Source organism: Arthrobacter sp. zg-Y1110 (genome assembly GCF_025244865.1).
GTDB lineage: Bacteria > Actinomycetota > Actinomycetes > Actinomycetales > Micrococcaceae > Arthrobacter_B.
In genome coordinates this window covers 1131453-1157043 of the sequence record NZ_CP104272.1, presented here as the reverse complement: position 1 = coordinate 1157043, position 25591 = coordinate 1131453, and the positions used below count along the sequence as shown (strand labels likewise).

Annotated in this window: 23 protein-coding genes and 1 riboswitch; of the genes, 7 read left to right on the top strand and 16 right to left on the bottom strand. The window is 67.2% G+C overall.

The genetic code is table 11. The annotated features are described in order from the left end of the window. Nucleotides 1–31: 31 nt before the first annotated feature. A complete protein-coding gene (locus tag N2K99_RS05325; protein ID WP_227924422.1) occupies nt 32–1315 on the bottom strand; it encodes a deoxyguanosinetriphosphate triphosphohydrolase in 1284 nt (427 codons plus the stop codon). Between the two features lie 8 nt (nt 1316–1323). Continuing rightward, nucleotides 1324–2496 carry a tRNA dihydrouridine synthase DusB gene (dusB, locus tag N2K99_RS05320; protein WP_227934543.1) on the bottom strand — a complete coding sequence of 391 codons (1173 nt, stop codon included), beginning with the start codon at nt 2494–2496 and terminating at the stop codon, nt 1324–1326. 179 nt (nt 2497–2675) lie between these two features. Here dusB and N2K99_RS05315 point away from each other — a divergent pair, with 179 nt between their 5' ends. Together N2K99_RS05315 and N2K99_RS05310 are read left to right on the top strand one after the other, a co-directional pair. After that, entirely contained in the window at nt 2676–4136 is a 1461-nt protein-coding gene (locus N2K99_RS05315; protein ID WP_227934542.1) for a short-chain fatty acid transporter, read from the top strand. Between the two features lie 72 nt (nt 4137–4208). After that, nucleotides 4209–4793, top strand: coding sequence for a TetR/AcrR family transcriptional regulator (locus N2K99_RS05310; RefSeq protein ID WP_227934541.1), 585 nt, complete (start codon nt 4209–4211; stop codon nt 4791–4793). Nucleotides 4794–4861: 68 nt separating this feature from the next. On the opposite strand, the gene N2K99_RS05305 is transcribed toward N2K99_RS05310, so the two are convergent. From N2K99_RS05305 to N2K99_RS05295, 3 genes are all read right to left on the bottom strand, one after another. Then, a complete protein-coding gene (locus tag N2K99_RS05305; RefSeq protein ID WP_227934540.1) occupies nt 4862–5767 on the bottom strand; it encodes a GNAT family N-acetyltransferase in 906 nt (301 codons plus the stop codon). Beyond that, nucleotides 5767–7155 (bottom strand): glycine--tRNA ligase, encoded by a 1389-nt coding sequence (locus tag N2K99_RS05300; protein WP_227924417.1) that lies wholly within the window; start codon nt 7153–7155, stop codon nt 5767–5769. Before N2K99_RS05300 ends, N2K99_RS05305 begins: the two co-directional genes overlap by 1 nt. A 191-nt stretch (nt 7156–7346) precedes the next feature. After that, a complete protein-coding gene (locus tag N2K99_RS05295; RefSeq protein WP_227934539.1) occupies nt 7347–8360 on the bottom strand; it encodes a DMT family transporter in 1014 nt (337 codons plus the stop codon). 76 nt (nt 8361–8436) lie between these two features. On the opposite strand from N2K99_RS05295, the gene N2K99_RS05290 reads away from it, so the two are divergent. Then, nucleotides 8437–8667, top strand: a complete 231-nt coding sequence (locus N2K99_RS05290; protein ID WP_227924415.1) for an RNA-binding S4 domain-containing protein — start codon at nt 8437–8439, stop codon at nt 8665–8667. On the opposite strand, the gene N2K99_RS05285 is transcribed toward N2K99_RS05290, so the two are convergent. Further along, entirely contained in the window at nt 8664–9326 is a 663-nt protein-coding gene (locus N2K99_RS05285; protein WP_227924414.1) for an alpha/beta hydrolase, read from the bottom strand. The two genes, N2K99_RS05290 and N2K99_RS05285, sit on opposite strands and share 4 nt — an antisense overlap. Before the next feature lie 88 nt (nt 9327–9414). On the opposite strand from N2K99_RS05285, the gene N2K99_RS05280 reads away from it, so the two are divergent. Continuing rightward, on the top strand, nt 9415–10257 hold the full coding sequence (locus N2K99_RS05280; RefSeq protein WP_374200076.1) for an SGNH/GDSL hydrolase family protein: 843 nt from the start codon (nt 9415–9417) through the stop codon (nt 10255–10257). 8 nt (nt 10258–10265) lie between these two features. On the opposite strand, the gene N2K99_RS05275 is transcribed toward N2K99_RS05280, so the two are convergent. Then, nucleotides 10266–10706, bottom strand: a complete 441-nt coding sequence (locus N2K99_RS05275) for an SRPBCC domain-containing protein (protein ID WP_227924413.1) — start codon at nt 10704–10706, stop codon at nt 10266–10268. 119 nt (nt 10707–10825) lie between these two features. Here N2K99_RS05275 and N2K99_RS05270 point away from each other — a divergent pair, with 119 nt between their 5' ends. After that, complete coding sequence (locus N2K99_RS05270; protein WP_227934538.1) at nt 10826–11605, top strand: VOC family protein; 780 nt, start codon at nt 10826–10828, stop codon at nt 11603–11605. A 5-nt stretch (nt 11606–11610) separates the two neighbouring features. Here N2K99_RS05270 and N2K99_RS05265 read toward each other — a convergent pair whose 3' ends face one another. Then, nucleotides 11611–12726, bottom strand: a complete 1116-nt coding sequence (locus tag N2K99_RS05265) for a homoserine O-acetyltransferase (protein WP_227924464.1) — start codon at nt 12724–12726, stop codon at nt 11611–11613. 38 nt (nt 12727–12764) lie between these two features. After that, entirely contained in the window at nt 12765–14081 is a 1317-nt protein-coding gene (locus N2K99_RS05260; RefSeq protein WP_227934537.1) for a bifunctional o-acetylhomoserine/o-acetylserine sulfhydrylase, read from the bottom strand. A gap of 77 nt (nt 14082–14158) precedes the next feature. Next, nucleotides 14159–14275, bottom strand: a riboswitch (SAM riboswitch). A 160-nt stretch (nt 14276–14435) separates the two neighbouring features. On the opposite strand from N2K99_RS05260, the gene N2K99_RS05255 reads away from it, so the two are divergent. Together N2K99_RS05255 and N2K99_RS05250 are read left to right on the top strand one after the other, a co-directional pair. Beyond that, complete coding sequence (locus tag N2K99_RS05255) at nt 14436–15086, top strand: VOC family protein (protein ID WP_227924410.1); 651 nt, start codon at nt 14436–14438, stop codon at nt 15084–15086. A 640-nt stretch (nt 15087–15726) separates the two neighbouring features. Next, nucleotides 15727–16554, top strand: a complete 828-nt coding sequence (locus tag N2K99_RS05250) for an endonuclease domain-containing protein (RefSeq protein ID WP_227934536.1) — start codon at nt 15727–15729, stop codon at nt 16552–16554. Nucleotides 16555–16672: 118 nt separating this feature from the next. Here the strand turns inward: N2K99_RS05250 and N2K99_RS05245 are convergent, their stop codons facing one another. The 7 genes from N2K99_RS05245 to hutU form a co-directional block, all read right to left on the bottom strand. Next, nucleotides 16673–18481 carry a glycoside hydrolase family 2 protein gene (locus N2K99_RS05245; protein ID WP_227934560.1) on the bottom strand — a complete coding sequence of 603 codons (1809 nt, stop codon included), beginning with the start codon at nt 18479–18481 and terminating at the stop codon, nt 16673–16675. Between the two features lie 63 nt (nt 18482–18544). Continuing rightward, the gene (locus tag N2K99_RS05240) at nt 18545–19333 is read right to left on the bottom strand and encodes a CPBP family intramembrane glutamic endopeptidase (protein ID WP_227934535.1); all 789 of its coding nucleotides are present in this window, start codon (nt 19331–19333) and stop codon (nt 18545–18547) included. 61 nt (nt 19334–19394) lie between these two features. Beyond that, nucleotides 19395–19955 carry a dihydrofolate reductase family protein gene (locus N2K99_RS05235; protein WP_227934534.1) on the bottom strand — a complete coding sequence of 187 codons (561 nt, stop codon included), beginning with the start codon at nt 19953–19955 and terminating at the stop codon, nt 19395–19397. A 65-nt stretch (nt 19956–20020) separates the two neighbouring features. Then, complete coding sequence (gene hutI, locus N2K99_RS05230; protein WP_227934533.1) at nt 20021–21244, bottom strand: imidazolonepropionase; 1224 nt, start codon at nt 21242–21244, stop codon at nt 20021–20023. Next, nucleotides 21241–22677, bottom strand: a complete 1437-nt coding sequence (locus N2K99_RS05225) for a formimidoylglutamate deiminase (RefSeq protein ID WP_227934532.1) — start codon at nt 22675–22677, stop codon at nt 21241–21243. The genes hutI and N2K99_RS05225 overlap by 4 nt, the downstream gene beginning before the upstream one ends. Further along, nucleotides 22674–23879, bottom strand: a complete 1206-nt coding sequence (locus N2K99_RS05220; protein WP_227934531.1) for an allantoate amidohydrolase — start codon at nt 23877–23879, stop codon at nt 22674–22676. Before N2K99_RS05220 ends, N2K99_RS05225 begins: the two co-directional genes overlap by 4 nt. Nucleotides 23880–23900: 21 nt before the next feature. Further along, nucleotides 23901–25586, bottom strand: coding sequence for a urocanate hydratase (gene hutU / locus N2K99_RS05215; RefSeq protein WP_227934530.1), 1686 nt, complete (start codon nt 25584–25586; stop codon nt 23901–23903). Between the last annotated feature and the right edge of the window lie 5 nt (nt 25587–25591).

Below are 25591 nucleotides of genomic sequence, written 5' to 3'. Positions count from 1 at the left end.
CACCCCACCGCCAGAGAGTTGACCGGAACCCCTACCAGAGCGCCGGAACCGGACCTACGAGCCGCTCGTGGAGGGCGAGTGCCGAACCGTCCGTCAGCGAGGCCACCTGGTCGACGACGACGCGCAGCCGGGCGCCGTCGTCGGCCGCGTCCCGCCAGTCTGCGGCGAACATCGGGTCCAGGTGCTTATCCCCGGTGGCGGAGAGCTGGGCGACGAGGGCAGTGAGAATCTCACGCTGGCGTTCGTACAGGGGCTGGCGTTGGTCAGTGGTCATAACGAACGTGGTGGCCAGGCCCTTCATAACGGCGATTTCCAGCTGGGTGTCCTCGGGGACCACCATTTCGGCGTTGTACCGGGTCAGCGGATCGGTGCCGTAGATGCCCCGCGTCGCTTCGAGGGCGCTGTTGCAGAACCGGCCGATGAGCTGGCTGGTCATGTCCTTCAGGGCAGCCATCGCACGGCGGCTGCCGTCGGATTCGCGCACCCAGACGTTCGTGGCTTCCAGCCGTGCGAGGGCGGCTTCAATGGCGGCGGCCTCGACGCCCGGCAGGTACCACTGCTGCGTGTAGCCGACCACGCGGGCACGCTGGTCGGGATTGTCCAGCCATTTGAGCTGGACGTGGCCGGCGACTATTGCGTCTTCGACGTCGTGCACCGAGTAGGAGATGTCGTCCGCCAGGTCCATCACCTGCGCTTCGAGGCAGGAGCGTCCGTCCGGAGCTCCGTCGCGCAGCCAGGTGAAGACGGGCAGGTCATCCTCGTAGACACCGAACTTCGTGGTGCGGTGCCCGTTGACGAGCGGAGCGTCTGCAATGGACCACGGGTATTTGGTGGCGGCGTCCAGGCTTGCCCGGGTCAAATTCAGCCCGGCAGGCGTGCCGTCGGGAGCAATGATCTTCGGCTCCAGCCGGGTCAGCAGCCGCAGCGTCTGCGCGTTGCCTTCGAAGCCGCCGATCGCATGCGCAATGTCGTTAAGCGCGGTCTCGCCGTTGTGGCCGAAGGGCGGGTGGCCCAGGTCATGGGACAGGCACGCGGCGTCGACGACGTCGGGATCGCAGCCGAGCGCATTGCCCAGTTCCCGGCCCACCTGCGCCACTTCGAGGCTGTGCGTCAGCCGGGTGCGGACGAAGTCGTCCGTATCCGGGGCGACCACCTGAGTCTTGGCACCCAGCCGGCGCAGGGCGGAGGAATGCAGCACCCGTGCCCGGTCTCGGCCGAACTGCGTGCGGTTGGTGTTTTTCGCCGGTTCCGTAACCCAGCGGGCCAGGTCAACTTCGGTATAGCCTGCGGTTTGGACTGCCTGCGGGAAGGTCATGGGTTGCTTTAGCCGCCTGATACGTCGAGTTCGGCTGCCGAGATGATGGATTTCTGGGCGGCGTTGAGTTCCCGCCCGTCCAACCAGCCTTCCGGCAGCGCTGTCTTTTTGGGTGTTCCGGCCCGTCCGCGCGGTCCCTCGGCGTCTGTGCCGGGGTAGGGAGCATCGGGGTCCAGCTGGTCCAGCAGTTCACGGAGTACCGCCAGGGACGGTACCGTGGCCAGTTTAGCGCGGAGGTCTCCCCCTACTACGTAGCCCTTGAAGTACCAGGCCATGTGCTTGCGGATGTCGCGCAGGGCAATCACTTCGTCACCGAAGGTCTCCACCAGCAGTTCCGCATGCCGGTACACACTGTCGGATACCTGCTTCAATCCGGGCCGGTGCCGCTCGGTGCGTCCCTCGAAAGCCGCTTCCAGGTCACCGAAGAGCCACGGGCGGCCCTGGCAGCCGCGTCCGATGACGACGCCGTCAACGCCGGTTTCGCGAACCATGCGGATGGCGTCCTCAGCGGACCAGATGTCGCCGTTGCCCAGGACGTTCATGTCCGGCAGGGCTTCGCGCAGTTCCGCGATGGCGGACCAGTCGGCTTTGCCGGAGTAGAACTGCGACGCGGTACGTCCGTGCAGGGTCACGGCAGCAACGCCGGAGTCGCGGGCGATCTTCCCGGCATCAAGGAAGGTCAGGTGGTCCTCGTCAATGCCCTTGCGCATCTTGATGGTCAGCGGCACGTTGCCCCGGGAGGCTTCCTTCACCGCCGTCTGCACAATGGCGGTGAACAGGTCCAGCTTCCACGGCAGGGCCGAACCGCCGCCCTTGCGGGTGACCTTCGGGACGGGGCAGCCGAAGTTCAGGTCAATGTGGTCGGCACGGTCCTCCTCGACCAGCAGGCGGACGGCTGCACCGACGGTCTTGGGGTCCACGCCGTAGAGCTGGACGGAACGGACCTTTTCGTCGTCGTCGTGCTTGATGATCCGCATGGATTCCGGCGAACGTTCCACGAGGGCGCGGGAGGTGACCATCTCAGTCACGTACAGCCCTCCCCCGTATTCGCGGCAGAGCCGGCGGAAGGCCTTGTTGGTGATGCCGGCCATGGGTGCCAGGATCACCGGGGTGTCCACGGTGATCGGGCCTAGTTGCAGCGGGGGAAGCTCAAGCTTGAGTTCCGGAGATAAAACAGTCACCCCTCTATTCTCGCAAGCCGATGCAAATCCGGTACCGCCCGGCGCCGAGCCCGGGAAAGCTGACGGCGCGGGGAATTGACACCGGTTCCCTGCCACCCTAGCGTGCTGGTGATCTGCATCACTTTTCACTTCAGCATCAAATCGGTTTCGCCGCTGCAACCGAAGATTCGAGGTTTCCCATGACCACCGCTGCCAAGAGCACCTCCGCACCGTCCGAGAAGGGGTTGGCCCGCGTAGCCCAGGTGATGGCCCGCTGGACGGAGAAATGGTTCCCGGATGCTTATGTCTTCGCCCTCGGCGGCGTGGTTCTTGTCGCTTTGGCTGCCCTGCTGAACGGTTCCTCGCCGCAGGCCGTGGTGGACTCCTTCGGGAACGGCTTCTGGGACCTCACGGCCTTTACCCTGCAGATGGCCATGGTGGTGCTCACCGGCTACACCGTGGCCACGTCCCCGCCGGTGGCACGGCTGATCGCCCGGCTGGCGCTTGTTCCGCAGACGGCGGCAACCGCCGTCAGCTTCGTGGCTTTCCTGTCCATGTCCGTGTCCTTCCTGAACTGGGGGCTTAGCCTGGTCTTCGGCGGGCTGCTGGCACGTGCGATTGCCCGCCGGCGCGACCTCCAAGTGGACTACCGCGCCCTGGGAGCAGCGGCGTTTATGGGGCTGGGCGCCGTGTGGGCGCTGGGGCTCTCTTCCTCAGCCGCGCAGCTGCAGGCAACGGCGGCCTCCCTGCCGCCGGCGCTGTTGGAGGTCACCGGGGTGCTGGACTTCGGCAAGACCATCTTCACGTGGCAGTCCCTGCTGACCTGCGCCATCCTCATCGTGCTGACTACCCTCATTGCCCACTTCTCCGCTCCGCGCGGGGCGGCTATCCGCACGGCGCAGGACCTGGGCGTGGACCTGGACGATTCCCCGGAGCCGGCGGCCAAGCGCGAGCGTCCAGGCGAGTGGCTGGAGTACAGCCGCATCCTGCCGGTGCTGCTCGGCCTGCTCACCGTCGGCTGGCTGGTATCGCAGTTCGTGACCAAGCCCTTCCTGACGGTGATCTCGAGCCTGAACGGCTATCTGCTGGTCTTCCTGATCCTGGGCCTGGTGCTGCACGGCACCCCGCGCAACTTCCTGCAGGCGGTAACCAAGGCCGTTCCGGCGACGGCCGGCATCCTGGTGCAGTTCCCCCTGTATGCGGCCATGGCGGCCATCCTGACGAAGGCTGAGGGGTCCGGCGGCATAACCGTCTCCGAACATCTGGCCGAGTTCTTCACCAGCATCGGTTCCGGGGGCGGCTTTGCCGTGGTGATTGCGGTCTATACCGTCATCCTCGGCGTCTTTGTTCCATCGGGCGGCGGGAAGTGGCTGGTGGAGGCACCCTATGTGATGCAGTCCGCCACCGACGTCGAAATGAACCTGGGCTGGACCGTACAGATCTACAACGTAGCCGAGGCCCTGCCGAACCTGGTGAATCCCTTCTTTATGCTCCCGCTGCTGGCGGTCTTGAAGCTGCGGGCCAGGGACCTGGTGGGATTCACGTTCCTGCAGTTCACCATCCACCTCCCGGTGGTGCTGCTGCTGGTCTGGCTGCTGGGCATGACCTTCAGCTTCGAACCTCCCGTGATCCCTCCGGAGGCACCCGCACCGGCACCGTAGTCCGGCCCGGGCCCGGCGGCATCTAAGATCGAAGGGACAGTATTTCCCTTCCGCCTAAGGACCCATTGCCGCATGCCACGCGAATCCGGCACGAAGCGCGCCATACTCGACGCCGCATTGGACCTGGCCGCCGCCAACGGCATCTCCGGAACCACCATGGACGACGTGGCCGAACGGGCCGGGGTGGCCAAGGGCAGCCTCTATTACAACTTCTCCTCCAAGGACAAGCTCTTCGAGAAGCTCCTGCTGGAGGGTGTGGGCGCCTTGACCGAGTGCCTCCGGAATGCGCGCAGCGGCCTGGCCGGCTGGAAGGCCATCGAGTCGATGGTCCGCGCCCTGCTGGAGCTGCTGTCCGAAAACCGCGCCCTGGCCAAGCTCATGGCTGCGGAGATCCTGCGCACAGACCGGACCTGGCAGCACTCCCTGCACCTGCTGCGGCAGGAGGCGCTGGCCGAGTTCGTGGAGCCCATCCGTCAGACCGGCGGGCCCGACGGCCTGCCCGACGGCGGAACGGACCGGCTGACCCTGATTGCCGGCAGCGTCTTTGGCGCCACCCTGATGGGTGCGCTTGACTGGCTGGTGTTCGATCCGGAACGTTCCGTGGATGATGTGGCCGCAGCCGTGCTTTATGCGTTGTCCGGGCGGCTGCAGTCCTGAGTCCTGACACGAAAAGAGGCGGCCCCGCATGGTGCGGGGGCCGCCTCTTTTCGTTCTGCTGAGGAAGGCTAGTCGCTGAGGATCAGCGTTTCGCTGCCGACCTGCCGGGCCACACCCGCCTTGATCAGCGGTTCCAGGGCCCGGACCACTGCGGTCATGGACTCATCCACTTCCAGCTGCACCGGGTACTGGTACGCGAGCATCGCCACCAGGGACTCCACTGCGGCCTGCGCCTCGTCGAGGTCCAGGGTGGTGTCATACCCCACCAGCACATCGGCGGGTTCGTCCGTGCGTTCCTGCGTGTAGCTCACGGCGAAGGCAGCGATCTTCCCGCCGTCCTTCTTCGGCTTGTCCCGCAGGACGACAGCGCCGGAAGCTCCGGTGGCGTCATTCAGCAGCATCTGCTGGGCCTTGCCGAGTGTCATGTCGGCGCGGTCCCAGTCATGCACGGCGTTGTAGAACTGCGTGACTGACTGGGTGAGTTCCACCGAACCGGTGGCTGCTTCGTCCAGCTGGGGTCCGTCGTCGGTGAATACGGGCAGCTTCAGCTTGCCCGGTTCCACCAGCACCACGCAGGACCGCTGGATCGGGGTGAGCCCGGCTGCTTCGGCGAACCCGGCGGCCGGGGTGCCCGGCTCCACCTTCGCGCGCAGCTTGGTCACGCCCGACGGCGCCGACTCGGCTTCCTTGCGCAGCATGCCCAGCAGGGCGGTGCCCAGGCCGGCGTGCCGGTTTTCCCGGGCTACCTCCACGTAGGCCCACAGCCGGTCCGGGTGCAGGCTCGTCTCGTAGACAACGCCGGCTGCTACCGGAATGCCGTCGTCTTCGGCCACGATGCAGCGGCTCCACGGCTCATTGGAGGACGGGCGCAGCACGGCACGGAACTGCCCGGCCTGCGCACTCTCCGGGTCGCCCCAGAGCTGGTTGAGCTTGAGATCGTCGTCTTCACGCCATTCGCGGAACGAAATAGCCATTACGCGCCGATCAGCCGTTCGGCCAGGTAGCCCTCAACCTTGTCCAGGCTCACGCGCTCCTGCGCCATGGTGTCGCGTTCGCGGACGGTCACAGCCTGGTCCTCGAGCGTGTCGAAGTCGACGGTGATGCAGAACGGGGTGCCGATTTCGTCCTGCCGGCGGTACCGGCGGCCAATGGCGCCGGCGTCGTCGAAGTCGATGTTCCAGTTGCGGCGCAGCTGCGCGGCGAGGTCCTTGGCCTTGGGCGAAAGGTCTTCGTTGCGGCTGAGCGGCAGCACGGCAGCCTTGACCGGTGCCAGGCGCGGATCCAGCTTCAGGACGGTGCGCTTGTCGACGCCGCCCTTCGCGTTGGGTGCCTCATCCTCGGTGTAGGAATCCACGAGGAACGCCATGAAGGAACGGGTCAGGCCGGCGGCGGGCTCGATCACGTACGGGGTGAAGCGTTCGTTCGTGGCCTGGTTGAAGTAGCTCAGGTCCGTACCGGAGTGCTTGGAGTGCGTGCCGAGGTCGAAGTCGGTGCGGTTGGCAATGCCCTCGAGCTCGCCCCACTCGGAGCCCTGGAAACCGAAGCGGTATTCGACGTCGGTGGTGCCCTTGGAGTAGTGGCTGAGCTTCTCCAGCGGGTGCTCGAAGAGGCGCAGGTTCTCCGGGTTGATCCCCAGCTCCGTGTACCAGTTGAACCGGTTTTCGATCCAGTACTTGTGCCATTCCTCGTCCGTGCCCGGCTCGACGAAGAACTCCATTTCCATCTGCTCGAACTCGCGGGTGCGGAAAATGAAGTTGCCCGGCGTGATTTCGTTGCGGAAGCTCTTGCCGATCTGGCCGATGCCGAACGGCGGCTTCTTGCGCGAAGTGGTCAGCACGTTGTTGAAGTTCACGAAGATGCCCTGCGCGGTTTCGGGGCGAAGGTAATGCATGCCTTCTTCATTGGCCACGGGGCCGAGGAAGGTCTTGAGCAGGCCGGAGAATTCCTGCGGTTCGGTCCACTGGCCCTTGGTGCCGCAGTTGGCGCAGGCAATGTCGGCCAGGCCGTTTTCGGGTGCGTGGCCCTTCTTTTCCTCGTAGGCCTCTTCGAGGTGGTCGGCCCGGTAGCGCTTGTGGCAGCTCAGGCACTCCACCAGCGGATCCGAGAACACCTCAACGTGGCCGGAAGCTTCCCAGACCTGGCGCGGAAGAATGACGGCGGAATCCAGCCCGACGACGTCGTCGCGGCCGCGGACCATGTGCTGCCACCACTGCTTCTTGATGTTTTCCTTGAGTTCGACACCCAGGGGGCCGTAATCCCAGGCGGACCGGGACCCGCCGTAAATCTCTCCCGACTGGAAGACGAACCCCCGGCGCTTGGCCAGGGAGATGATGGGATCCAGCTTGGATTTGGTCGAAGCCATGGAATGGTACCGCCGTTCTTTTCGTGTCGAGGGGGCCGCTGGGTGCGGTCCTCTTCTGGTGTCCCTTGGGCATCCGTACCACCGCGAAACGGGTGCACGGTTCTGAGCCGCCCGGGCAAAGCTACAACTACCAGCTTAAGGCGGCGACGCCCCGCTTACCTACCGGCCCGCGCGAGCGGCGTTTTCCGGGTTCAGCGCGGGGTGGATCCGATGTTGGTCCGGCCGGTACGACGACGGCGGAACGGGCCGCCGCCGGGCATGTTCCACGGCAGCGTGGCCAGCACGATGGCGACCAGTGTCAGCAGCGTGCCGAGTACCGTTGCCGCCACTACCACCGAACCGGGCGCGGGGAAGACAATGTCCAGGAGCAGCGAGCCGATCAGCTGTCCGCCGATGAGCCCGAGACTGGTCAGCAGGACTCCCAGGCTGCGCACCAGCAGGGCACCGACACCGATGAAGATGCAGCCCAGCGGCCCGCCGAGGTACAGCCACCACTCGCCGGGCAGCGGATTGCCCGGTCCCGAAACCGCCACCTTGATTCCCCACATCGCGGCCAGCAGGACGGTGCCGGAAATGAAGTTCACCAGCGTGGCGGTGATGGGGGTGCCGTAATGCATGCCCGTGGTGCCGTTCATGGCCTGCTGGAAACTCATCAGCATGCCGGCAGTCAGGGGAAGCAGCACCGGCAGGAGCCATTCGGACGGCTCTCCCCCGCCCCCAAGCTTCGGGCTGACGGCCCAGGCCACGGCGGCAATGGTCAGCACCGCGCCGACTACGCGCATCACGGTCAGCGCCTTCTTGCCGGCCGGTCCGATACCGAGCCGGTCCACCACCAGCCCGGTGAGGGTCTGCCCGGCGACGGCGGCGACCGTGAACACTGCCACGCCCAGGACGGCCACCGTCAGGGTCTGGGAGAGCACGAAGTAGCCGCCGATCATGCCGGCCAGCACGTAGTAGCGCGGGAACCGCCGTTCCCGCAGCGAGGGAATCAGCTGTCCGGTGCCGGCCCGGCCGCGGGGCAGGGCCAGGCTGATGCCGATCATGACCACCAGCCCCACCAGGAAGCTGACCAGGGCGGCGGCCAGGCCGTCGTCGAGCCGTTCCCCCAGGGCGCCGTTGACGCGGGCCTGGGACGGGATGGCAACCCCGGCGAGCAGGGACAGGGGCAGACCGATCAGCGGGGACATCCGCACAGCATTTGGCACCCGACTACCCTACAACCGTCAACGGCTCGGACCGGCCAGCGGAAGCAGCGGCGGGAAAGTCGGGCAGAATGGAGGCATGAGTTCCTCCGATGCCCAAGACCTTCCCATCCGCGACGAAATGATCCGCCTGGGCCAGCTGCTCAAGCTCGCCAACCTGGCCGAAGACGGCATCCAGGCCAAACAGCTGATCGAAGACGGAATGGTCAAGGTCAACGGCGACATTGAAGAGCGCCGCGGCCGCCAGCTGCACGCCGGCGACCTCGTCTCCGTCAACGGCGAAACGGTGCGGGTTACCCGCGAGGGCTAGTTCGCCCGGGTGTTGGCGCGCAGCACCGTATGCACCAGGAACTCCTTCACATGGCCCAGCTCCTGCATGTTGATGCCGTGGCCCATGTTCGAATAGAGGATCTTGGTCAGTGCGGTGTGGGCATTGAGCCACGCGTGCGTGTATTCGATCCGCGGCGCGTCGATGACCGGGTCGGCCTGGTCGCGTCCCCAGAAGAACTGCATGCCGCCCGGCTGCAGTTCGTCGTCGTGGAAGAACGGGTTGTCCTGCGAAGGGACCACAAAACCGGAGAGTCCGACGACGGCGGCGAAGTCCTGCGGCCGGTGCCGCATCAGGGTGGTGGCCACGGCCATCCCCATCGAAAAGCCCAAGAGGCTGACGCTGGTGTGATTGTCCCGAACGGTGTCGAGCCATGCGGCGACGTCCGCTACCGAATCAACCACTGCGTCCACTGAGTAATCGGCGTCGCTCATCAGCGGGAACCAGGTGTAGCCCGGCCCGGAGGCCTGCGGTGCCCGGACCGAAGCGATGGTGAAGTCAGAGGGCAGGTAATCGGCCAGCCCCATCAGGTCCTCTTCATTGGCCAGGTAACCGTGGAACAGCACCAGCAGCGGGGTGCCGGCCCGTTCGGCTTCGGGTTTGGACCAGAGGACAACAGGATTCCACGCGGATTTCGTCATGCATTTATTCTGGCATGCCGGTATTTACAACCTACGGTCGCGTAGCCAAGGGTCGGTTTGCAAGTATTGACCGGTGAGTACAAATTCCTTGCCCGAAGCCGTTTCCGCCCCCGATTCCCGGCAGGCGCAGCAGCCGCTGCACCTCTGGTCCCGGTTCGTGGCCATGGGCGATTCCTTCACCGAGGGCATCGGCGATCCCAATCCGGACAGTCCGGGCGGCAACCGCGGCTGGGCGGACCGGGTGGCGGAGGAACTGGCTTCGGGGCAGCCCGACTTTTCCTACGCGAACCTCGCCATCCGGGGACGGCTGCTGAACCAGATCATTGACGAGCAGCTGGAGCCGGCCCTCGCCTTGAAGCCGGATCTGGTCACCATCTGCGCAGGCGGCAACGACGTGATCCGTCCCGGCGGCGATCCGGACCGGCTGGCCGAACGCATGGACGGCGCCGTGGCCCGGCTGCGCGGATCAGGTGCCGGGGTGGTCCTGTTTACCGGCCCTGATCTCGGGAGCACTCCTGTGCTGGGCGGTGTCCGGGGCCGGGCGGCTATCTACAACGAAAACCTGCGGACCGTAGCCAAGCGGCACGGCGCCGTCATTGCCGACATGTGGGCGCTGCGCGAGTTGAATGATCCGCAGATGTGGGCTCCGGACCGCCTGCATTTCTCTCCGCTGGGACACCACACCATTGCCGCGATGGTGCTGGATACCCTGCAGGTACCGCATTCACTGCAGCCCCTGGAGACCAAACCGCTGCCTGCAAAAAACTGGCGGACGGCGCGCTCCGAGGACATGGTCTGGGCCCGCGAGTTCCTGTTCCCGTGGGTGGTCCGCCGGGTGCGGCACCAGTCCTCGGGTGACGGGATCTCCGCCAAGCGTCCCGAGGCCGGACCGATGTTCGGGCAGCGGATGCCGCAGGGATCAGCAGACTAGACCTGCTTTCAGGAGCCGCCCGCCTGCTGTGCCTGGTCGGTTTTTTCGGCCTGCTCAATGAGGTTCGCCAGGTGGAAGGCCCACCCTTCCCGGTGGGCTGCGGAGAGTTCGGCACCCACTCCGGCGTCGAGCGCTGCAAAGCCGCTCTCGGTCACTGCCACCCCCGTGGCATCTATTTCGTCGGTCAGTTCGAAACTGACCACTGTGTGGGCACCCCATTCGGGTGCGGTCCAGCGGAAGGAAAGCAGCCGGCCGGGGGCGACGGCCAGGACCGTACCGGTGGCTGTGTGCTCCACTCCGTCCTCGCTCCACCGCTCCTTCAGGGGCGCTCCCGGATGCGCAGCGAAGTCCATGTCCGGCCACCAGGCCGCCCGGTTATCAACGAGCACGTGCCAGAGAACCTCCGGTGTGCACTGCGCCCGGCCGGAAAGCGAGATCCGATCTGCCATGGGGAATGTTCTCCCATGAATTGCCGCGGCGGGCAAGGGGTAGGCCCCTGTTGTCCGCCGAACGGGGTTGGTATAACAGCGGATATCCCTGCAGTTCCTCCAAAAAGAGGTGGCCCGCCATGCCTGCTGCACCCGATCGTTTCCCTGCCGGTTCCCCCTGCTGGGCGGATCTGGCCTCCTCCGATCCTGCCCGGGCCCGGGAGTTCTATGCCGGACTACTCGGCTGGGACGCCGTGGACCTGGGCAGGGAATCCGGACATTACCTCCACTTCCGGCACAACGGGGACGTGGTGGCCGGCATGATGCAGAACTCGCCGGAGAACACGTTCCCGGATTTCTGGACCGTGTACCTTGCCTCCGACGACGCCGGCGCCACAGCCGATTCCGCTGCCGCCGCCGGAGGGCAGGTGATGCTGGACCCGGCGCGTGCCCTGGACCAGGGCACGGTGGCAGTGGTTGGCGACCCCACCGGAGCGGCCATCGGTGTCTGGCAGCCGGATAGCCACCGGGGATTCGCGCGGATCGATGAGACCCGGGCACCGGTCTGGTACGAGCTCATGACCAATGACTATCCGGCGGCCCTGGCGTTTTACCGGAACGTGTTCGGCTGGGAAACAGAGGTCCTGTCAGACACCGACGAGTTCCGCTACTCCACGCTGCAAAGCAACGGCCGTCCGGTGGCCGGGGTGATGGATGCCGCCGCTGAACTCCCGGAGGACGTCCCCTCCCACTGGGAGATCTACTTCGGCCACGCGGACATCGACGCCGCGGCCGAGCAGGCGGAGCAGCTGGGCGGATCGGTGTTAAGCGTGCCGGAGGATTCCGACTTCGGCCGGATGGTCCAGCTGGCCGACCCCACCGGAGCAGCGTTTTGGCTGATGGAGGCCCCGGACGCTTGAGCGTCCTACCCGAACACCTCCCGCTTCAAGGCGCCGGAAATCTCCCGGACGCTGGTCAGGAAACCGTCATGCCCGATGGGTGCCCGAATGAGATGGACCTGCGTTCCCCGGGGCAGGGCCGCTGCCAGATCCGCCGACTGCTGGGGAAAGTAGAGCCGGTCCGATTCCACCGCGGCAATAAAGAAGTCCGCCGTCGTGCCTGCGAGCGCCGCGCGCAGGCTTCCCCGGCCCCGGGCGACGTCGTGGCTGACCAGGGCTTCGGTGAGCGCCAGATAGCTGTTGGCATCGAACCGGTCGGCCAGTTTCCGGGCCTGGTGGTCCAGGTAGCTCTCCACGGAGTACCGGCCCCTTCCGGCCGCGTAGGCGGCGCCGAAAGGGTCCTCGGACGCCTGGGAACTGCGTCCGAACCGGTATTCCAGTTCCGGTTCGGACCGGTAGGTGATGTGCGCAATCCGGCGGGCCAGGCCGAGGCCGGCCAGCGGAGGCGTGCCGTTGTAATAGTCGCCTCCGTTGAAATCCGGATCCAGCCGGATAGCGGCCAGCTGCGCCTGGGCAAACGCGATCTGCTCGGCCGTGCTGGCTGCGGTGGCTGCGATCACCCCGCAGTGCCGCACCCGGTCCGGTTCGGTCACCGCCCATTCCAGCGCCCGCGCTCCCCCGAGCGAACCGCCCAGCACGGCATGCCACCGTGCAATGCCCAGCCGGTCCGCCAGCCGCGCCTCCGCCCGGACCGAATCCCGGACGGTGACGAACGGAAACCGTGAGCCCCACGGCAATCCGTCCGGGTCAGCCGAGGCAGGTCCCGTGGAGCCGTAGCAACCGCCCAGCATGTTGACCGAGACCACGAAGTACCGGCGAGTGTCCACAGTCCGGCCCGGGCCCACCAGCTCCTCCCACCAGCCCGGTTCGGTGCTGCTCCCGCGGGCTACGTGGGTGCTGCCGGTCAGCGCATGCGGGACCAGCACGGCGTTGCCGGCGTCCGGGTCCAGCTGCCCCCACGTCTCGTAGGCCAGGACGACGTCGGGCAGGTACCCTCCGGTTTCCAGCTCCAGTCCGCCGATGGAGGCGTACTGCAGCACCCCATCCTGATTGGAGGGGTGCTGCAGCGGGGGCACCGTCAGCGGCTCGTGCCGGGGTGCCGGGTGCCGTGACACGGGCGCTATGCTCCCTTGGCGGCCCGGAACCCTGCGTCAAGGTCCGCGAGGATGTCGTCGATGTGCTCGATGCCGACCGAGAGACGCACCAGTCCGGGGCTGACCCCTGCGGCGAGCTGTGCTTCGGCACCCAGTTGGCTGTGGGTGGTCGACGCCGGGTGGATCACCAGGGAACGGACGTCTCCGACATTGGCCACATGTGAGTGCAGCTCCAGTCCGTCCACAAAGCGCTTGCCGGCGTCGATGCCGCCCTCGATCTCGAAGGACACAATGGCGCCGGTGCCGCGCGGCCCGTATTTGCGGCCACGCTCAAACCACGGACTGGACTCCAGGCCCGCGTACGCAACCGACACGACGTCGTCGTGGCCTTCCAGCCAGTTCGCTACGGCGACGGCGTTGGATACGTGCCGCTCCAGCCGCAGGCTCAGCGTTTCCAGTCCCTGGGCAATCAGGAACGCGTTGAACGGCGACACTGCGGACCCGAGGTCCCGCAGCAGCTGCACCCGCGCCTTCAGGATGAAAGCCAGGTTCGCCCCGAGGGCCCCGTTGACGCCGAGGTCCCGGGCGTAGACGAGCCCGTTGTAGCTTTCGTCCGGGGTATTGAACCCGGGGAACTTCTCCGGATCCGCGGCGAAGTCGAAGTTGCCCGAATCGACGATGACGCCGGCAATGGCCGTCCCGTGCCCGCCGAGGTACTTCGTGGCCGAGTGGACCACTATGTCGGCTCCCCATTCGATCGGACGGATCAGGTACGGCGTCGACAGCGTGTTGTCCACGATCAGCGGCACGCCCGCCTCGTGGGCCACGGCGCTGATGCCTTCCAGGTCCAGGACATCCTGGCGGGGATTGGAGACCACCTCGCCGAAGAAGGCCTTGGTATTGGGCCGGACGGCATCGCGCCAGTGGTCCAGGTTGTCCGGGTCCTGCACGAAGGTGGTTTCGATGCCGAACCGCTTCAGGGTGTGCTTCAGCAGGTTGTAGGTCCCGCCGTAGAGGCTGGGGCTGGCGACCACATGGTCACCGGCCTGCGCCAGGTTCAGCAGCGCGAAGGTTTCGGCCGCCTGCCCGGACGCCAGCAGCAGGGCGCCGACGCCGCCCTCAAGGGAGGCGATCCGGTTTTCCACCGCTTCCTGGGTAGGGTTGCCGATCCGGGTGTAGATCGGTTCCAGTTCGGCCAGGGCAAACCGGTTCGCAGCGGCCTCTGCACTCGGAAAAACGAAGGATGTCGTCTGGTAGATCGGCAGGGCACGAGCGCCGGTGACGGCGTCGGGCTCCTGGCCTACATGGATCTGGCGGGTTTCAAATGACCAGTCTGCACTCATGATGCTCCCTCAAACCAGGGGCCGCACAACGCCGCCGGGGTGCATCCGGGTACGCCGGATGTCCGGTGGGGTCGTGGGACCCGCGCTTGCCGGACGCCCGTTTGGCGTACGGCCAGGTCTTCACCCGGGGCACCCCACCGCGGTTGGAGGGTTGCCGGCCAGCAAGCCGGGGCTATCTGCTGGCACTCATGACCTGCACCTATGGAAACCGATATGCCGCCGTCGCGCAACCTCTGTGACGCACCGTGAAATGCGGGAGCCTTTTGGCTGTAATCCGGTACTGCGTCGGGGAACATTCCGCACTTAGGCTTTCCTTGGTCGAGACGGGTATCACAACGTGTCACAATGGGCCGCATGCGCTTGGACCATGTTTCTTATGCCTGTGAACCTGACGGTCTTTTGGCCACTACCGAGAGGATTGCTGCTGCTCTCGGCGCCGATTTCGTGAAGGGTGGCGTCCACCCCCGATTCGGTACCCGCAATATGATCCTGCCCCTCGCCAACAACCAGTACGTCGAGGTGGTGGAGGTCCTGAACCACCCGGCGTCGGACAAGGCGCCGTTCGGCCAGGCCGTGCGCCAGCGCTCCGAATGCGGCGGCGGCTGGATGGGTTGGTGTGTTGCCGTTGACGATCTCTCGCCCTTCGAGGAACGCCTCGGCCGGCAGTCCGTCCCGGGCAACCGCAAGTTCCCCGACGGCCAGGAGCTGACCTGGCGGCAGATCGGCATCAACGGCTTGATTGCCGATCCGCAGGTGCCCTACCTGCTCCGCTGGGACGACGGCACAGCGGAGCTGCACCCCTCCAACGCCATTCCGGGAATGCCCGGTTCGGTGAAGCTGAAGTCCCTGACCATTGCCGGGTCCGCCGCACGCGTCACTGACTGGCTGGGCCATCCCGTGGAGAAGCCGCTGGAGAACGTGGATGTCACGTGGATTGCCCCGGCCGGCACCCCGGGCATCATGTCCGTCACCTTCGACACCGCGAACGGTCCTGTAGAGATCTAGCACTGGGTTTCTGCTGCTTCTGCTGCCGTTTTGGGGTTTTCCTGCCGGTTCGGGAAATCCCTGCGCTGCGCCGTGGCAGGAATTTCCCAAACCGGCAGCCTTTTCCCCAAAATGTGCCCGCACGGTGCCCGGACCCCCTGCGGTATGTCCGGTTCCCTGCGGTTTGTCCCCGCACTGAGTCCGAACCCCTGCGGTCTGTCCCTGCGCTGTGTCCGGATCCCTGCGGTCTGTCCCTGCGCTGTGTCCGGATCCCTGCGGTATGTCCGGATTCCTGCACCGCGCGGCGCAGGAATTGTCACAAACCGCAGGGATCGCGACAAACCGCAGGGCATTGCCACGCCGATGGGGCTCCACAAACCGCAGGGATCGCGACAAACCGCAGGGCTTCGCCACGCCGATGGGGCTCCACAAACCGCAGGCATCGCGACAAACCGCAGGGCTTCGCCAGACCGAGGCGCCCGAGGGTTTTCCACAATAGGGGGGCATACCCTCGCGGGTCCGCTGTTACCCATCCACCTTTGAGTTCATGGATCCGGAGCTCATTTTCACAGCCGATGCGGAGGCCCACGGTGCTGACCGCCGTGCCTTAGCCTCGAGCTGCCGGTCCGGTCAGCTGATTCGCGTCCGTCATGGTGCCTACATGAAGGCGGATGAGTGGCAGCATCTTTCTCCCTGGGAACAGCAACGGGTGCGGATCCGGGCGGCCGTGGAACAGGGACACGGTCAGCGCATCCTTATCCAGCAATCTGCTGCCGTCATGTGGGGGCTGCCCGTCATTGGACACTCTGCTGAGGTTCTGCTGTTGGCCGTACCTCCCACTCATGGCCAGCGCCGTGGTGGGCTCCGCTGGGTGGAGCGTCAGCTGTTGGAACCGGTCACCACCTTGGATGAGGTGGCCCTGACGTCCCGGGCGCAGACCGTCCTGGACATGGCTGCCTATCTCCCTTTCGAGCACGCAGTTCCGGCCATGGACCACGTGCTACGGCCGGATACCGTTCGTGGTTTGCCTCCCCTGGCAAAGGACCGCCTGCGGGAAACAGCCGGGAACCTGCCCGGTCAGGTTAAGCAGCTCCGAGCTCAGCGGGTTGTCGACTTCGCCGATCCACATTCCGAATCGGCGGGTGAGTCCTACTCCCGGGCAGTGATTCACCGGCACCGTTTCCTTCCGCCGGAACTCCAGCAACAGTTCAACACGTCCGCCGGCCGCTTCCGCGTCGACTTTTATTGGCGCGAGCAGAGGCTCGTTGGGGAATTCGACGGCGCAGTGAAATACGGTCGGGGCGATGCAGCCCTTGCCCCTTCGTGGGACACGCTGCGTCAGGAGAAACGGCGTGAAGATGCCCTCCGCGCAACGGGGGTCAGTTTTATACGCTGGTCCTGGGACGACATCTCAAGAGAGCCCCAGCACCCTGAGTCCTTGGTACAGCGCTTGCTCCGCGCGGGTCTCCCCCGCGCCCGACGCCACTGATTCCCTCCGGATTGTCCGAATCCCTGCGGTTTGTGGCAATCCCTGCGCCGCGCGGTGCAGGGAATCGGACAATCTGCAGGGATCCGGACAAAACGAGGCAAACCCGCAGCAAGACGGGTCAGCCCCCGGCAGCCCGGCGAAGCCCCGCATTGATCCCCCGCACCAGCTCGGCGTCGAGCTTTACCACCCGGCGGTCATAGGTAAGCAGCCCGTTGACCTCGTCCTCGACGTCGGTGAGCTGGGTGTAGACCGTGGCGGCCAGCCCGCCGGCAACCGCAGGTTCAATCTGCCGCCGGTGCAGCCGCTCGTAGGCGCGGGCCAGGGCACTCCGGGACCGGAACCGCCGGTAACCGAACTCCTTGTTGTTGAAGGTGTGCCCGGGGATCCGCAGGCTGTACCCGCCGTATTCGGACAGCACCACTGCACGGCCGCCGGCCAGCCAGCCCTTCCGCAGCCGGAAGGGCACAAAGTAGACGTGCACGCTTTTGAGGTCTCCCCCGCCCTGGTCATGCCAGCCGCTGGCGTGGTCGATGGTCCGGGTCGGGTCCAGGCTCCGCAGCAGTTCGGCGACGGCATTGGCATCGAACTGGCCCCATCCTTCATTGAACGGCACCCACACCGCGATGGAGGGGCTATTGTCCAGCAGCTCCACCGTGCCGTGCAGTTCGGCCAGGAACTGTTTCCTCCCCTGCTCGTCGGCCCGCCCGAAGGCCGCGTAGTCGTCGTCGGCCCGGTGCGCCGCACCCACCGCGGGGGCAGCGACCACGGAGTGTTTATAGGTCGTGCCGCCGTTGACCAGGTCCTGCCAGACGAGGATGCCCAGCCGGTCTGCGTGGTAATACCAGCGCAGGGGCTCGATCTTGATGTGCTTGCGCAGCATGTTGAAGCCCAGGTCCTTCGCCGCACGGATGTCGGAGGCCAGGGCCTCGTCCGACGGCGCGGTGTACAGCCCGTCCGGCCAGTACCCCTGGTCCAGCAGGCCCGCGTGAAAATACGGCCGCCCGTTCAGCAGCAGCCGGAGGTGCCCGGCGTCGTCGGGTCCCGTTCCTACGGTCCGCAGCGCCGTATAGCTGCGCACACGGTCCGCTTCCTTCCCGCCGGTGAGCAGCCGCACGGTGACGTCGTAAAGGAACGGGTCCTCCGGGGACCAGAGGTGCGGATCCGGTATCGGGATCCGCACCGGGGTACCGGGAACGACGACGGCGGCCGCCACCGGGTGCCCGCCCGCGGTCACGGTGACTTCCGCCTGCAGGTCAGTGCTGTCCGGGGCGGACCGGACATCGTCGACCAGCACCGTGGCGGTCACCGAGTCCAGGTCCGGAACAAGGACCAGACGGGTGATGCTCGCCTGCGGCACCGCTTCCAGCCAGACCGTCTGCCAGATCCCGGACTGTGCGGTGTACCAGATCCCGCCGCGGTCCAGGGTCTGCTTGCCGCGGCTGGCGGAACCGGCGTTGCTTAGGTCACGGACCCGGACCACGATTTCGTGCTCAGCCCCGGGGGAACCGCCGTCCGGACCCGCAGCCAGCGCGTCGGTGATGTCCAGGGAGAACGGCAGGTAGCCGCCGTCGTGCCCGCCCACGGAAATGCCGTTGACCGTGACCCGGCAGCTGGAGTCCACAGCGCCGAAGTGCAGCAGTACCCGCTCCCCCGCGAAGCCCTCGGGCAGGGTCACGGTCCGCCGGTACCAGAGCAGCTGCTGCGGCTGGAGGTACCGGTTCACTCCGGAGAGCGGCGCTTCGGGTGAGAACGGCACCAGGATGTGCCCGTCCCAGTCCCCGTCCCGGGGCGGCTGCTCCCGACGGGTGCCTGTGATGGCATACTGCCAGTAGCCGTTGAGATTGAGGTAGCTGTCGCGGGCCAACTGGGGTCGGGGGTATTCCGGCAGGACGGATTCGGGGTCCAGGGCTGCACCCCAGGAGGTCATCAGTGTCACGGGGCCATACTATGTGCCCGTGGAGTCGCAGTGCCCGAGGAGTCGCAGTGCCCGCTAGTCGCCGATCCCGATTGCCGAACCGAAGAGGGCGAACCCGACAAACCCGGCAACGTCCACCAGCGCGTGCGCGATCACGAGCGGCATCACCCGCCGCGTCTTGGTGTAGACGTAGCCGAAGAGCAGGCCCATCAGGAAGTTCCCGATACCGGGGCCGATGCCCTGGTAGAGGTGGTAGCTGGCCCGGATCAGGGCGCTGGTGAGGATGATCGCCGGCGTCCCCCAGCCCAGTTGCCGCAGCCGCAGGAACAGGTAGCCCACCACAATGACTTCCTCGAGCACGGCGTGCCGCATGGCAGAGAGGATCAGCACCGGCAGTGTCCACCAGTAGGTGTCCAGGGCTGCCGGGACAATGGCGGTGGTGATGCCCAGGGCCCGTCCGGCGGCGTAAACGCCAAGCGTGCCGATACCGATGACCGCTGCCAGAGCCGCCCCCAACGCGAAGTCCCGAAGCGGCCGGGCAAACGTGAACCCGATCCGGCGGAACGCGGACTTCCCCGGTTCGGTCAGCAGGAACAGGACCAGCGCCACGGGCAGCAGGGAGAAGAAGATCCCCAGCAGCTGGTACACCAGGTCGAAGTACGGCCGGTCATCGAGGACGGGATTCAGCGTGGTGGTCTGGTCGCCCAAGGGCGCCTCGGTGGCCTTTTCGATGAGTTCGACGACGGCGTAGACCCCGGACCTGCCGAGCGAAAGCCCCAGCACAATCAGGATTTCGAACACCAGCATCCGGCGTGCCCGCGGATCCAGGGATTCGGCGGGGGCGGAGGGGAAGGCAGCGCGCATGGACACCATTGTGCCGGACGCCGCCGGGTGGATCCCGGTGCGGAGCTGCCCGGATGCGGGCCTACCCCGTCTCGTATCGGACCTGGACCATGCCTTGCCCATCGAAGCGCCGTTCCCGTGCCAGCCGGAGGTTTGCCCTTAGCCCCTCGGGAAACACCCGGGTTCCGCCGCCCACCGTCACGGGCCAGATCATCAGTTCCACCACGTCCACGAGTCCCATCCGGAGGGCGGTTCCGGCCAGGGTGGGGCCTTCAATGGTGAGGTCGCCGGGCGTTTCGGCTTGCGCCCGCTCGACGGCCTGAGCCGTGAGTTCCCTTTCCAATCGGGTCCGTTGCGTCCAGACATCGTCCAGCGTCCTGGAAAAGACCACCTTTCGGGCGCGCTTCCAGACCTCGACGAAGCTGGCCGATTCCGGTGACTCGTCGGCTGCGGAGGGGTCGGTCTCCCAGACGGCCATGGTTTCGTACATCCGCCGTCCGTACAGGTACGTGGTCACGTTCGCCATGTCCTCGGTGAGCGCTGCAATCACTGCTTCGGCGGGAAAGGCCCAGGAAAAGTCGCCCTGGGCATCTGCAATGTAGCCGTCCAGGGTTGAGGAAACCGAATAGATGATCTTTCCCATGCGTCAACTCAACCCGGCACCTCAGCGGAGGACAAGGGTGCGATCAGCGGAGGACAAGGGTGCGATCAGCGGCGCACCGGCACCCCGGCTCGAAACACCATGCCGGTCAGCGGCATGCCGGGCCGGTACGCCAGATGGGCGGCCGAGGGAGCGTTGAGCAGCTGCAGGTCGGCACGGTGCCCGACGGCGAGCGACCCGACAGCCCGTGCACCGTCCCGGTCCTCCCCGGTGTGCACCCGCAGTGCCAGAGCGCCGCCGTAAGTGGCGGCCCGGACGGCTTCCTGCACGGTCAGTCCCATCTGGAGCACAGCGGTGGCCACGCAGAAGGCCATGGAGCTGGTGAAGGACGTTCCCGGGTTGCAGTTGGACGCCAATGCCACCTGCACGCCGGCGTCCAGCAGCTGCCGTGCCGGAGCCAGCGGTGCCCGGGTGGACAGGTCGCAGGCGGGCAGGCATGTTGCCACGGTGCCGGGAACTCCGGTACCCGCATCCCACCCGGACCATGTGTCCGCGAGCGCGGCCACGTCGTCGTCGGACAGGTGGTTCACGTGGTCGACGCTGGCCGCCCCGAACTCCACGGCGAGCCGCACACCGGCCCCCGGGCCGAGCTGGTTGCCGTGCACCCGCAGCCCCAGGCCCGCATCCCGGGCCGCCTGCAGCACCCGGCGGGACTGTTCCTCGGTGAAGGCTCCCTTTTCGCAGAAAACGTCTGCCCACTGCACATACGGGCGCACTGCAGCGAGCATGTCGGTGCAGACCAGCTCCGTGTACTCGTCGGCGTCGGCTCCGTCCGGAACGAGGTGCGCGCCCAGGAAGGTGACGGTGTCCGCCACCGTGGAAGCGATCCGGGCATGCCGGCGTTCCTCTTCCACGCTCAGCCCGTAGCCGGTCTTGGTTTCCAGGTAGGTGGTCCCGCCCGCCGCCGCTTCGGCAGCCCGGGCCAGGAGCATCCGGGTCAGGTCATAGTCCGACGCCGCCCGGGTGGCTTCCGTCGTGACGGCGATCCCGCCTGCTTCGTAGGCCTGCCCCGCCATCCGTGCCTCGAACTCCGCGCTGCGGTCCCCGGCAAACACCAGATGGGTGTGCGAGTCCACCCAGCCCGGCAGCCCGGCCCGCCCGCCGGCGTCGATGACCTCGTCAGCCGCCGGAGCGTTCCCCGCCGGGCCGATCCAGCTGATCCGTTCCCCCTCGAACACCACGGCCGCGTCCCGCAGCACGGGGGTATCCGCGGTGTCGTCCTGGGTGGATAGTTCGCCGATGTTCGTGATCAGTGTTGAAGCGGAGCTCATGGGCGCCGGGTTCCTTCCAAGCGGGTTTCGTCCCCCGGTACGGCCGCAGAGTCGACGGCGGCAATGGCCTCCCGCAGCAGGGCGGCCGGGTCTCCGAGTGAAGTGTGCGAACCGTTCCGGGCGCGAAGCCGGCCGCCGACGACGACGGCGGTTACGTCCGCAGCGGTGGCGGAGAAGGCCAGCTGGTCGGGCCGTGACCCGGCGGTACGTAGGCTGTGGGAGTCCACGGCCATCAGGTCGCAGGCCTTCCCCGGTTCCAGCCCGGGCGCTGTCCGTCCCTGGGCGCGCGCACCGGCCTCGGACACAGCGAAATGCAGGGCGGCCGGAGCGAAGGCCCCGCGCTTGCCGCTCCGCAGCCGCTCTCCGTATTCCAGCGCCCGCATTTCCAGCCACGGATCGACGACGGCGTGCTGGTCACTGCCCAGCGCCAGGGCAACTCCGGCTTTCCGCAGGGCTGACGCCGGTCCGAGTCCGTCAGCGAGGTCGGCCTCCGTGGTGGGGCAGAACACCGCGGTGGCGCCGGCGTCTCCCAGCAGGGCGATGTCGGCGTCGGTCAGGTGCGTCGCGTGGACCACGGAGAGTCGGGGCCCGAGCAGCCCGTGCCGGTGCAGCAGCCCGGTGGGGGTCAGCCCGGTGGCAGCGAGGCAGTCGGCGTTCTCCTGCGGCTGTTCGGACAGGTGGATGTGCAGCGGAATCCCGGCCGGGAGCCGCTCCGCGATGCGGGCCAATGCAGCTTCCGGTACGGCGCGGACCGAGTGCAGGGCGGCCCCGACACTCACCTGCTCCGGATCGAACCGCTCCCCGACCACCACCTGCAGCGACGCGAACCGCTCCAGCCAGGCATCGGCGTCGGCATCCCCGAACCGCCGCTGCCGGGCGTCCAGCGGTGTCCCCGAACTACGTGTCCCGGAACCGCCTGGTCCGAAACCGCCGGAAAGATAGCAGGTGTCCAGCAGGGTCAGCCGGATGCCGGCGGCAACTGCGGCCCGGGCCAGGGCCAGTTCCATTGCGTGCCCGGGATACGCGGAGCCGTCCGACGCATGGTGCACATAGTGGAATTCGGCCACGCTGGTGTATCCCGAGACCACCATCTCCGCGAAGACCGCCGTCGCCAGCTGCTCGTAGAGTTCCGGCGTGAGGGTGCCCGCGGCCGAGTACATCTGCTCGCGCCAGCTCCAGAAGTCCCCGGCGGTGTGGGTGCGTCCACGCAGCACCCGGTGGAAGGCATGCGAGTGGGCGTTGGCGGCTGCCGGATAGACGACGCCGGACAGCACCAGGTCCCCGGGTTCGGCTTCCGTTCCGGGTGCGGCTGCCGTGACTTCGCCGGCGGAGCCGACCGTCAGCCGGATGCCCTCCCGGATACTGCCCTCGTACCACCCGGCCTCGCACCAGACGGCGGCACCCTCGACCGAAGGACCCGCGGCATCTTTCACAGCAGCGCCTCCAGCGCGTCGGCAAGCGCCACGGCGCCGGCATCGGCGTCCTCGGCCTCCACGTGTTCCTCCGGGGAGTGCGAGATCCCGGTCGGGTTGCGGACAAACAGCATTCCGGAAGGCACGTGTCCGGCGAGGATGCCGGCGTCGTGCCCCGCCCCCGTGGCCAGCACCGGGGCCCCGGGAAGAGCCAGCTCCAGGCTGCGGCCCAGTGCGGCGTCGAAGCTGACTGCGCCGGTCCACGATTCCGGTGTCAGGGAGACGGTGCAGCCTTCGAACGCAGCGATTTTCTGCGCCTTGCCGTGGATGTTTTCCACGAGGGCCAGAGCGGTGGTGTCGTCGGGGTGCCGGGCGTCGAGCCAGAGGTCCACCCGGGAGGCGATGACATTGGTGCCGCCGGGCACCGGAGCGATGCGGCCCACCGTGGCCCGGGCACCGTCGACGGCTTCGGCGGCCTTCTGGACGGCAACGATGATCTGCGCGGCTGCAACCATGGGGTCGGCGCGGTCCGCCATGGCCGTGGTGCCGGCGTGGTTTCCCTGCCCGGAAACGCTGATCCGCCAGCGGCCGTGGCCCAGCACCGATCCGCCCACTGCCACCGCCGGTCCGTCCTCGCCGAGCCCGCGGCCCTGCTCCACATGCAGTTCCACGAAGTCGCCGATCCGGGCCAGCGCCTCGTCGTCGCGTCCCAGCCGTGCGGGGTCGAGTCCGTTGGCCCGGGCGGCGTCGGCGAAGGTGGTGCCGTCGGCATCGCGCAGGTTCCGGGCCTTGTCGGCATCGATTTCGCCGGTCAGCAGCCGCGAGCCCAGGCAGGCGACCCCGAAGCGGGATCCTTCCTCTTCCGGGAAGACGGTGATGGCGAGGGAGCGGTTCCGGCTAATCCCGCGCCCGCGCAGCAGGTCCACGGCGGCAAGCGCGGAGGCCACCCCCAGCGGCCCGTCGAAGGCTCCGCCGCCCGGCACCGAGTCCAGGTGGCTGCCGGTCACCAGTGCCCCTCGTTCGGGTTCTCCCCACCAGGCCCAGAGGATGCCGTTGCGGTCCGTTTCCACGTCCAGGCCACGGCGCTGTGCCTCCTGGACGAACCACTCGCGGAGCGTCAGCTCCGGTGTGGAGAACACCGGGCGCGAGTAGCCGCCGCGCCGGGAATCCCGTCCGACGTCGGCAATGGAAGCGAGCAGGCCGGTAACAGTGTCAGTGTCCATGGTTTTCTCCAGGCGGGATGCTTATTCGTTCATGGGGATGCGTACTCCGCGTTCGGCGGCGACGTCCGCTGCCCGGGAGTAGCCGGCGTCCGCGTGCCGCATCACGCCGGTGCCCGGATCATTGGTCAGAAGGGTTTCCAGTTTACGGGCGGCCAGCTCGGTTCCGTCCGCCACGCCCACCTGGCCGGCGTGGATGGATCGGCCGATGCCCACGCCGCCGCCGTGGTGCAGGGACACCCAGGTGGCGCCGGAGGCAGTGTTCAGCAGGGCGTTGAGCAGCGGCCAGTCCGCAATGGCGTCCGACCCGTCGGCCATGGCCTCGGTCTCCCGGTAGGGTGAGGCCACCGACCCCGAATCCAGGTGGTCACGGCCGATCACAATGGGGGCGCTCACCTTGCCCTCGGCGACGAGCCGGTTGAACAGGAGCCCGGCCTTGGCACGGTCACCGTAGCCCAGCCAGCAGATGCGTGCGGGCAGGCCTTCGAACTCGACGTGTTCGGCCGCGGCGTCGATCCAGCGGTGCAGGCGGAGGTTCTCGGGGAACAGCTCCTTGATGGCTGCATCGGTCACCGCTATGTCCTGCGGATCGCCGGAGAGCGCCACCCAGCGGAAGGGCCCCATTCCCTCGCAGAAGAGCGGACGGATGTACGCGGGGACGAAGCCGGGGAAGTCAAAGGCCCGCGCATAGCCGCCCTGGCGTGCTTCGTCGCGGATGGAATTGCCGTAGTCGAACACTTCGGCACCCGCGTCCTGGAATCCGACCATGGCGGCAACCTGCCGGGCCATGGATTCGCGGGCCTGCTTGGTGAAGCCTTCCGGATCCGCGGCGGCTTCGGCCTGCCAGCGGTCCACGGGGATACCGGCGGGCAGGTAGCTCAGCGGGTCGTGGGCGGAGGTCTGGTCGGTGACAATGTCGACGGTGACCTCCCCGGCCTGCTGCCGGCGCAGCAGCTCCTCGAACACTTCGGCGGCGTTGCCCACCAGCCCCACGGACAGGGCACGTTTTTCGTTCCGTGCAGCCATAACGCGGGCGACGGCGGTGTCCAGGTCCGGTGCCACCTCGTCCAGGTAGCGCTTCCCGACGCGTCGGCGCAGGCGTGACTCGTCGACGTCGACAATCAGGACCGCCCCGCCGTTCAGGGTGACAGCCAGCGGCTGCGCACCGCCCATGCCGCCGCAGCCGCCGGTCAAGGTCAGGGTGCCGGCCAGGGTGGCGTTTTCGTCGCCGAAGAGCTTCCGGGCCACGGCCCCGAAGGTTTCAAAGGTGCCCTGCAGGATGCCCTGGGTGCCGATGTAGATCCACGAACCGGCGGTCATCTGGCCGTACATCAGCAGGCCCTCCGCTTCCAGCCGGCGGAACTCCGGCCAAGTGGCCCAGTCCCCCACCAGGTTGGAGTTGGCGATCAGGACACGCGGCGCCCATTCGTGGGTGCGGAAAACCCCCACCGGTTTCCCCGACTGCACCAGCAGTGTTTCGTCGTCGGCCAGCGTGGAGAGGGTCCGGATGATGGCGTCATAGGCTTCCCAGCTGCGGGCAGCCCGCCCGGTGCCGCCGTAGACCACCAGGTCCTCGGGCCGTTCGGCTACTTCCGGGTCCAGGTTGTTCATCAGCATCCGCAGCGGCGCCTCGGTCTGCCAGCTGTGCGCGGTGAGGGTGGTGCCGCGGGGCGCCCGGATGCGGCGGGACGGGTCAGAGGTGGAAGACATAGCCA